At 67.5% G+C, this 8327-nt stretch carries 9 protein-coding genes and 1 pseudogene; 3 read left to right on the top strand and 7 right to left on the bottom strand.

Annotated features, from left to right (window positions below; genetic code table 11):
* Both A5624_RS09725 and hisN read right to left on the bottom strand, forming a co-directional pair.
* A partial coding sequence (locus tag A5624_RS09725) for an acyl-CoA dehydrogenase family protein (protein WP_197518937.1) occupies window positions 1-452 on the bottom strand: 452 nt, incomplete at its 3' end.
* An 80-nt stretch (window positions 453-532) separates the two neighbouring features.
* Entirely contained in the window at window positions 533-1333 is an 801-nt protein-coding gene (gene hisN, locus A5624_RS09720; protein WP_066865200.1) for a histidinol-phosphatase, read from the bottom strand.
* A gap of 67 nt (window positions 1334-1400) precedes the next feature.
* Here hisN and A5624_RS09715 point away from each other — a divergent pair, with 67 nt between their 5' ends.
* On the top strand, window positions 1401-1751 hold the full coding sequence (locus tag A5624_RS09715) for a hypothetical protein (RefSeq protein WP_066865197.1): 351 nt from the start codon (window positions 1401-1403) through the stop codon (window positions 1749-1751).
* A 7-nt stretch (window positions 1752-1758) separates the two neighbouring features.
* On the opposite strand, the gene A5624_RS09710 is transcribed toward A5624_RS09715, so the two are convergent.
* The 3 genes and pseudogenes from A5624_RS09710 to A5624_RS28130 all read right to left on the bottom strand — a co-directional run.
* On the bottom strand, window positions 1759-2859 hold the full coding sequence (locus tag A5624_RS09710; RefSeq protein ID WP_066865194.1) for a PPE family protein: 1101 nt from the start codon (window positions 2857-2859) through the stop codon (window positions 1759-1761).
* A 91-nt stretch (window positions 2860-2950) separates the two neighbouring features.
* Complete coding sequence (locus A5624_RS09705) at window positions 2951-4120, bottom strand: PPE family protein (RefSeq protein WP_066865191.1); 1170 nt, start codon at window positions 4118-4120, stop codon at window positions 2951-2953.
* Window positions 4121-4594: 474 nt separating this feature from the next.
* A pseudogene (locus A5624_RS28130) lies at window positions 4595-4843 on the bottom strand (slipin family protein); the annotation flags it as partial.
* Between the two features lie 144 nt (window positions 4844-4987).
* Here A5624_RS28130 and A5624_RS09700 point away from each other — a divergent pair.
* Together A5624_RS09700 and A5624_RS09695 are read left to right on the top strand one after the other, a co-directional pair.
* Window positions 4988-5773, top strand: a complete 786-nt coding sequence (locus A5624_RS09700) for a universal stress protein (protein ID WP_066865261.1) — start codon at window positions 4988-4990, stop codon at window positions 5771-5773.
* Between the two features lie 195 nt (window positions 5774-5968).
* Window positions 5969-6442, top strand: a complete 474-nt coding sequence (locus A5624_RS09695) for a group III truncated hemoglobin (protein ID WP_066865188.1) — start codon at window positions 5969-5971, stop codon at window positions 6440-6442.
* Here A5624_RS09695 and A5624_RS09690 read toward each other — a convergent pair.
* Both A5624_RS09690 and A5624_RS09685 read right to left on the bottom strand, forming a co-directional pair.
* Window positions 6384-6815 carry a pyridoxamine 5'-phosphate oxidase family protein gene (locus A5624_RS09690; protein ID WP_066865185.1) on the bottom strand — a complete coding sequence of 144 codons (432 nt, stop codon included), beginning with the start codon at window positions 6813-6815 and terminating at the stop codon, window positions 6384-6386. The genes A5624_RS09695 and A5624_RS09690 overlap by 59 nt on opposite strands.
* Window positions 6816-6886: 71 nt before the next feature.
* Complete coding sequence (locus tag A5624_RS09685; protein WP_066865182.1) at window positions 6887-8248, bottom strand: FAD-dependent oxidoreductase; 1362 nt, start codon at window positions 8246-8248, stop codon at window positions 6887-6889.
* Between the last annotated feature and the right edge of the window lie 79 nt (window positions 8249-8327).

Genomic DNA, 8327 nt, shown 5'->3' with positions numbered 1-8327 from the left:
ATGCCCAGCTCGGCGGCCTTGGCGATCAACTCGGGCGGGTAGGTGGCCGCCTCGTCGGCGTCGTGTGCGGCGGGCCGCAGCACTTCCTCGGCGAACTCGTCGAGGGTCTCGACGATCATCTTCTGTTCGTCGTCCGGCGTCAGATCGAAGTAGTCCTTGCCGCTGGACTTGAGCCGGGTCGGCCCGCCGCGCAGGTTCTGAATTCGCTTGAATTCCCGGGACGAGGTGGCGGCGGTGGAGAAGACCGTCTTGGTGCCGTAGCGCAGCGCGCGGTTGAGCGGGTCACGCAGCCGGTATTTGTCCAGGAATTCCTGCCCGACGAGCGGGGTGATCAGCGCGATGGCGATGTCGACGCCGGTGCGTTTGTGGGGTTGTAGCCCGACGGCGGAATTGTGGTCGCGTCGTTTGACGCGGGAGCGGGCGGATGTCTGTTGAGAACCGGAACCGGTCATTTTCGGCAGCCTCAGGTCGTTGGGCGATGCGGATAGCGCCGATCTTACTCCGGAGTAAGTTCACGGAGAACACTTGTTAACTAATTCACAGCGAGGCTGTCGAGCACCTGCTGCTGCAACAGGCTGTTGGTGGCCACGGCGCTGCCGTGATGCGGTCCGGCGGTGCCGTCCAGGGCCGTCAGCGTCCCGCCCGCTTCGCGCACCAGGATGTCGAGCGCCGCGAGGTCCCACACGGACACTTCGGGTTCTGCGGCGATGTCGACGGCGCCTTCGGCGAGCAGGCAATAGGACAGAAAGTCGCCGAAGGCGCGCACCCGCCAGACGGCGTCGGTCAGCGCGATGAATCGATCCCGCACACCCAGCTGCGCCCACCCGGACAGGCTGGAGAACGAGAGGCTCGCCGAATTCAGTTGTGCCACTAAGGAAACCGAGAGTCGCCGCGCGGGCGCACCGTTGACCGCGACGAAGGCGCCCTGGGCGTGCGCGGCCCACCACCGGCGTTGCAGCGCCGGGGCGCTCACGGCGCCGACGACGGGGATGCCGTCTTGGAGCAACGCGACCAGGGTGGCCCACACCGGCACCCCGCGGACGAAGTTCTTGGTGCCGTCGATCGGGTCGATGATCCACTGACGTCCGGTGAAGGTGGTGTCGCCGCCGAACTCCTCACCGACGATGCTGTCGTCGGGCCGTTCGCGCGCGAGCACCTCGCGCAGCTCGGTTTCGACCGCGCGATCGGCGTCCGTCACCGGCGTCAGGTCGGGTTTTGTGTCGACGCGCAGGTCCAGCGCGCCGAATCGGGCGGAAGTCAGCGCGTCTGCGCGGTCGGCCAGCGTCAGTGCCAGCGCCAGATCGTCCTGGCTGTTGTGCACGCTCCTCCTCATCGCTTCACTTCGGATCGTCGCCGGCGCGACTCATGACGCAGTCTTATCACGGTCCTACCATGGCGTCGTGTGGGAATTCGGACTGCTGCTTTTGCTGGTGGCCATCTTGGGGGTGTTTCTCGTCCAGCGGTTCGTCCCGCGCGGCCCGCGAGGTGAGCTGCTCAGCGGCACGCTGCTGGTCACCGGGATCAGCCCCCGCCCCGATGCCACCGGCGAACAATTCGTCACCATCGCCGGCGTGATCAACGGTCCCACCGTCAACGAACACGCGGTGTATCAGCGCATGGCCGTCGACGTGAACCAGTGGCCGACCATCGGCCAGCTGTTTCCCGTGGTGTATTCGCCGAGGAATCCGGACAACTGGAAATTCGCCCCCGCGGTTCCGCCGCCCGCGCCGCCGCAGCCGCCCGCGGGCTGAGCGTCCGTCATCCGGCCGCGGGTGGGCGCGTCATCACCGTGATCCGCCTGCCGTAGCGGGGGACAACGAGCGCCGCCCGGCGGACCGTCCCGCCCGGAAGTCCGGGTATGCCCGGCGTGGATCCGGTTGGGGTCACCAGCTCGGTCGCCGTCAGGTCGGCCAGGCCGCTGCCCGGCGCTGCCGCGGCGGGATTGCCGGCCGCGGTCGTCCAGCCGGCCGGCACGGACATCGGGCCGATCCGTCCGGCCCGCGATAGCACCGCGTCGACGTTGCCCAGGCCTGAGGTGGCAGCGCTGAGTGCGGGCGCCTTGGGCAGTGCGACCGGGGCGGCCGCGAGGTTCGGCAAGATGCCTAAGTTCTTGTCGGCCTGGATGATTCCGGCGGTAGTGCCCTCGGTGGTGAAAATGGATCTGAACGTGGTCTGGGCGCCCTGGATGGTGTCGAGGATCCGGAAGAGTTGCGACGACGAATTGGAAGTCGGGGAGTTCACCACCACCACCTGCGAACCCGAGTTCGTGCCCGAGTTCGAGGCATCCGCGGCGGCTTTGACGACGGCGTCCTGCTGTGCCGCCACCCCGTCGGTAGTGGTGGTCCGTCGCGGGGAGGAGAACGGCGAGAACTGTGCTGCCGCAGTCGAACTGGCGGAATAGCCGTACATCGCGGCGGCGTCCTGAGCCCAGTATTCGGCGTATTGGGCTTCGGTGGCCGCGATGGCCGCGGTGTTCTGGCCGAAGAAGTTCGTTGCCACCAGGGTCGCCAATTGGGTGCGATTGGCGGCGACCACCGGCGGGGGCACGGTCATGGCATGCGCCAGCTCGTAGGCCGCTGCGGCGGCCCGGGCCTGCGTTGCCGTCTGCTGAGCAAGTTCGGCGGTCATATACAGCCACGCGACGTAGGGGGCGGCACCGGCCGCCATCGCCTGGGCTGCGGGGCCGTGCCAGTACACACCCGTCAGACCGGACAGCACCGATTCGTACACCGCGGCCGTGACGCCCAGCTCGGCCGCGAGCGAATCCCAGCCTCCCGCGGCGGCCAACAGCGAGGCCGACCCGGGACCTGCGTACATCCGGCCGGAGTTCACCTCCGGCGGGAGAAAGCCGAATTCCATGTCTTACAGCTCTAAAGGCTGCGTGAAGCGAAACTGCTTGCGGCGGAGGATTTCTCCTATGACCGGCGGCAGTCGGCGGATTGGCGACACGTCACCCGGCGGCCGGCGGGCGTGGCATCACGGTGAGCCGCACGCCGTAGCGGGGCGGCGCACCCGCGCCGGCGGACCGGGCGGCACCGCCGCCGGGCATGCCCGGGCAGCCGGGATATCCGGACGCGATCGGCTCTTCGGTTCCCGGCAGCGTGGTGAAGCCGGCGGGTTCCAAAGGCGAGATGTGGGTGCTCGTGGGCGCGGCCCAGCTTGCGGGCACCGACATCGGCCCGATCGTGCCGGCGTGCGAGAGGGTCGCGGTGACGTTGCCCAGCCCACCGCCCAGGCCCGAGGCGGCGCCGCGCAGTGCCGGCGCCGCGAGGGCGGGAGCGACATTGGCCGCGGCCGCACCCGGCTTGGCCAGAATGCCCAGATTGTTCTCCGCGCCGATGATGCCGGACACGAACTGCTCCATGTTGTACGGAGCGCTGAAGCCGAGGCCCGTCCCCTGGATGGCGTCGAGGACCCGGAAGGCGTTGTTGCCCGAGCTCGTCGATGCGTCGAGGTAGTAGATGTCGCCTGTGCCCGGGTCAACCTGCGGTTGTTGCGTGGACAGCTGCGAAAACGTCTGCGTGGCGGCCTTATTCACGCTGGAATTGGTGTTGGCCGCGGCCACGGCGGCGTTCTGGTCACTCACCCCGGAGTCGGTGGTGGACTTGCTTGCGGTGCCGAAGCGCGGCAACTGCGTCGTCGCCGCCCTCGACGACACCGAGTAGCCGGCCATCGCGGCGGCGTCCTGCGCCCAGAAATCGGCGTACTGTGCCTCGGTGTCGGCGATGGCCGCGGTGTTCTGGCCCACGATGTTCGTCGCCACCAGCGACGCCACCAGCGTGCGGTTGGCGGCGATCACCGGCGGCGGCACGGTCATCGCATACGCCTGCTCATAGGCCGCCGCGGCCGTCCGCGCCTGCATGGCCGTCTGCTTCGTCTGTTCGGCGGTCGCCTGCAGCCAGCTCACGTAGCGGGCGGCCGCGTACGCCATCGACTCGGCGGCGGCGCCGCGCCATTGCAGGTCCAGGCCCGCGAGCACCGACTCGTAGGACTCGGCGGTGGAGGCCAGTTCGGCCGACAGCGCGTCCCAGCTTCCGGCGGCGGCCAACAGCGAGGCCAATCCGGGTCCGGTGTACATCCGGGCGGAGTTGATTTCGGGTGGAAAGAAAGCCCAATCCATGGGTGATACGTCCCCTCAATGTGCGGTTTTCGGACAAACGCCACCGGCGCCGGCGCTCGCCGCATCGGCGTGTTTTTCGGATCTATGGGCCGCTCCCGCGATTCGCTCGGCCGGTCGGCGAAGCTCACCCCCGTCAGATGAGAGGGCGGCCCGGCGCGTTGACACCACGCCCGTTCGGGCGGGCGGCGTGGTGCTTACCGGGATGGCGGAGAGTGCGCGCAGGGCATCACGAAAGACCTTCGGGGGTTCGGGCCCTTTAAAAGTCGCAGGTGCCGCCGATGCTTGCGGGGTTTTGCCTATTTCACGGCGGGGACCAGGCAGAATTCAGTTTCTGTTCACCGATTGTTCATTTTTTGTTCACCATGGGCGCGCGCCTAACTTGACGCCTGTTGAACAACGAAAGTATTTGATGTGCTTGGTATCTGGTCGCGGCGTGGTTCGTCACGCGCGATCGTTGAGGTTGTCGACCACTTCCTACAGCATCTCGGGATGCCGCAGGAACGGCGTAATGATGCCGACCGGTAGCGGGAAGACGACGGTCGAGTTCTGATCCACCCCCAACTCCAGCAGCGTCTGCACCTACCGCAGCTGCAGCGACGGACTCTCGGACAGGGTCGGCGGCTTCGCGCAGTTCCTCGGACGCCTGCAGCTCTCCGCGGCCGTTGATGACCTTCGCGGGAATTTCGACGCCTTGATCTCCACGACGCGCACTTGCACACCCCAGATTCCGTTTCACCGGGCGCGCCATAGGGTCCAATGGCATCAATTCGAGGACCAATGCCTCTGGGGGAGCGGGGTTTACGGGCAATAACCTCGTGGGTGAACGGTGTAGAAATCACCTTCTTCCGCTCGATGAAGGAAGCCGCGATGGGCAACATGTATCAAGCTCCCGCAATTCTGGTAGGCGTTGACGGGTCCAGGGCGGCGATACAAGCGGCACTCTGGGCGATCGATGAGGCGGTCAGCCGCGACATCCCCCTGCGACTGGTCTATGTCATCGACCCGCACGATGCTTCGGGCGCGCGCGCCATCGATACCCGCTTCGCCGTAGCTCGTGCGGCGCTGGCCGACGCCCGTCGGGCCGTCGACGCCGTCGGCGAGCCGGTCAAGGTGGAAACCGATATCGTCTCGGGCCGAACGGTTTCCAAGCTCCTCGAGGAATCGCAGTCGGCGGTCATGATCTGCATCGGATGGATCGGGCTCAACCATGCCCGCCACGGCGGACCCGCGGTTGCGGCGTGCCTGATCCGCTCGGCGCTGTGTCCGGTCGCCGTGATCCAAGGGTCGACTGCCGCGCAGGTCAGCGGCGTGGTGGTCGAAGCAGACAACGGCAAGGTGCTGCGGCACGCCTTCGACGAGGCGCGACTGCGCGAAACGCCGCTGCGGGCGTTGTGGGTGGCGCAGGGCTCCGACGCGCGTGACACCAGACCCGGAAAGCCTTCGGTGCAAGCGCATTTGGATCGCCGGCTGGCGCCGTGGAGGCGGTTGTATCCCGACGTGCAGGCCGTGCCGGCGATCGTGGCCGGCGGTGTGGACCGGTACCTGCGTGCCCAGCACGAAGCGGCCCAGCTGGTGGTCGCGGACTCCTATCGGGCCGAGGAGTTGTGCCATGCGGGTCACTCGGTGCTCGCGATACGGTGCGGCAACCTGTAACTGGCGTCAGACCCACCCCTGTGATCTGAAACATACTGCCCCGCAGCGGTCGTCGCGGTCGCCGGCGCACCCGAACGCGAAATTTTCCTCCCCGGGTGTCCCCGTCGCCGTCGAGGGACTTATGGCCCTGTCCCGCAGCCACCCCGCCGGACAAGATGGTGTTACCGTAAGTCGCAGATAGATGGAGGAGTCCCCGTGAGCCAGCTCACGACGGTCGGGGCGGGTGCAGACCTGGTCGACCGCGCCGATGTGGAGGCCCTACTGCGCCGTTTCTACGCGCGGGCGTTGGATGACGAGGTCCTGGCCGAGCCGTTTGCCGGGTTGCGGGCCACCGGGCTTGAGGCCCACGTTCCGACGATGTGCGACTTCTGGGAGACCGTGCTGTTCCGGGCGGGGCTCTATCGCGGCAGCGCGTTACAGGCGCACCGCGAGATCCACGCGCGTGCCCCGTTGTCGGATCGTCACTTCCGTCGCTGGCTCACGCTGTGGCACAACACCGTTGATGAGATGTATCGCGGTCCGGCCGCCGATCGGGCGAAGGTTCAGGCCGGGCGGATCGCCTGGGCCATGCACCGCCGACTCACCGGAGCGGAGGCGCCTGAGCTTCTCGTCACGCAACCGGCTCGTGACGGTCAGGCTCCGGACCGAACCGGAAATTGCGGCCGGTGACCTCGGTCGGGGTGATGCGCACGTAGTGCGGTTTGAGCGTCGCCGTCCACGGCAACAACTGCGCGCGCTCGGCGCGTTGAATGTCCGCGTCGGTCTTCAGCAAGCGCGCGCGGCCGCGCACGATGACGCTCCAGCCTTCGATGACGTTGTGATCGTCGACCTCGAAGACCACCGCGTGATTGGCCACCGCCGAGAACAGTTTGGTGCCCTCCGCGGTGCGGAACAGCACGGTGCGGTCCTGCGCGACGAAGTTGACGGGGAAGATCTCGGGCTCGCCGGCGAAGTTGGTGACCAGCCGGCCCAGCGCGACACTGCCCAACAGCTTCCAGTTCTCGTCCTCGGAGAGCACGGTCACTGGTTGGTCGTTACCCACCCGCCCAACGCTACGGAGGATTGAGTCGTTGAGTAGAGCCCTTCGTACTCGGCGCCGCCGAGCACGAGCGCTCAGCCGTGGCTGACCCCCAGCAACTTGGCCAGACTCGGCAGCTTGACGCGGGGACGACCGTGCGGTTCGCCGGCCGCCCGCTCATGGGCGTCGATGAGGTCCCAGTGGGCCGAGGTGACCAGCTTGGGCTGGCGCGACGCCAGCCATTCGGCAAGTCGGTCGGCGTGGTCGTCCGGGAGATCCGCGAGCTCGTCGGCGCCGGTCAGATCGGCGAGCAGCGTGTCCACGGTGTCCTGGGAGTCCTTCTTATTGGTGCCGATGACGCCGGTCGGTCCCCGCTTGATCCAGCCGACCACGTATTCATTGCGGCTGCCTTCGATCCGGCCGCCGCTGTTGGGGATCGTGGCGGTCTTGTCGTCGAAGGGCAGCCCCGGCGTGGGCACCCCGCGATAACCGACCGAGCGCACCACCAGCTGGACCGGTAGCTCCTCGCGCTCGCCGGTGTCTCTGGCGGAAACCCGGCCGTTGTCATCGGTGACCAGCTCGTTGCGGCCCAGCACGATCGCTTCGACCCGGTCCTTACCCTTGATCTCGATCGGGGAGGTCATGAAGCGCAGCACGATGCGGCGGTGTCCGGGGCGTGGCTCGCGCTTGGCGTAATCGCGCAGCACGTTGATGTTCTGCTTCGCCGTCTTGCCCACCGCCGCGGCGTCTTCGTCGCTCACGTTTTCGAGCTGGGCGGGGTCGACGATCACGTCGACGTTTTCCAGGTCGCCCAGCTCACGAAGCTCGAGGGTGGTGAACGCGGTCTGCAGCGGTCCGCGCCGACCGATGACCACCACCTCGTCGACGCCGCACGGTCGCAGCGACTCCAGCGCATGGTCGGCGATGTCGGTTTGTCCCAGCACGTCGGGGTCGGTGACCAGAATGCGTGCGACGTCGAGCGCGACGTTCCCGTTGCCGACGACCACGGCGCGGGCGCCCGAGAGGTCGGGCGTGGCTTCCTCGAAGTTCGGGTGCGCGTTGTACCAACCCACGAAATCGACGGCGGCGATGCTGCCCGGCAGGTCTTCGCCGGGGATGTTGAGCGCCTTGTCGGATTGCGCCCCGACCGCATAGACGACGGCGTCGTAACGCTCGGCGAGCTCGTCGGCCTGCACGTGCTCGCCGACCGAGATGTTGCCGAAGAAGCGGAAGCGCGGATCCTGGGACGTCTTCTCGAATTGCTTGCTGATCGACTTGATCTTCGGGTGATCGGGCGCGACACCGGAGCGCACCAGCCCCCACGGGGTGGGCAGCATCTCCAGCATGTCGACCGCGATATCGATGTCGGCGGACCCGTCGGCCGCCTTGAGCAAGGAGGAGGCGGCGAAGAAACCCGACGGGCCGGAACCAACGATTGCAACGTGGTAAGGACGCATACTCGACCTTCTATTCGTGCCCGGTTAGCGCCGGGGGCTCCCGGAAAGGCCGGCGCGCAGAGCGGGTCGCACATGATCG

The sequence above is a fragment of the Mycobacterium sp. 1482292.6 genome (genome assembly GCF_001672995.1).
Classification (GTDB): domain Bacteria; phylum Actinomycetota; class Actinomycetes; order Mycobacteriales; family Mycobacteriaceae; genus Mycobacterium; species Mycobacterium europaeum_A.
The sequence above is the reverse complement of the archived record's forward strand: the minus strand, read 5'-3'. Positions and strand labels throughout refer to the sequence as shown.

Excerpts from the sequence above, each read along its gene's own strand:
- A5624_RS09685 (WP_066865182.1), bottom strand. The coding sequence starts at position 8,248 with ATGCGTCCTTACCACGTTGCAATCGTTGGTTCCGGCCCGTCGGGTTTC.
- hisN (WP_066865200.1), bottom strand. The coding sequence starts at position 1,333 with ATGAGGAGGAGCGTGCACAACAGCCAGGACGATCTGGCGCTGGCACTG.
- A5624_RS09705 (WP_066865191.1), bottom strand. The coding sequence starts at position 4,120 with ATGGATTGGGCTTTCTTTCCACCCGAAATCAACTCCGCCCGGATGTAC.
- A5624_RS09700 (WP_066865261.1), top strand. The coding sequence starts at position 4,988 with ATGGGCAACATGTATCAAGCTCCCGCAATTCTGGTAGGCGTTGACGGG.
- A5624_RS09710 (WP_066865194.1), bottom strand. The coding sequence starts at position 2,859 with ATGGAATTCGGCTTTCTCCCGCCGGAGGTGAACTCCGGCCGGATGTAC.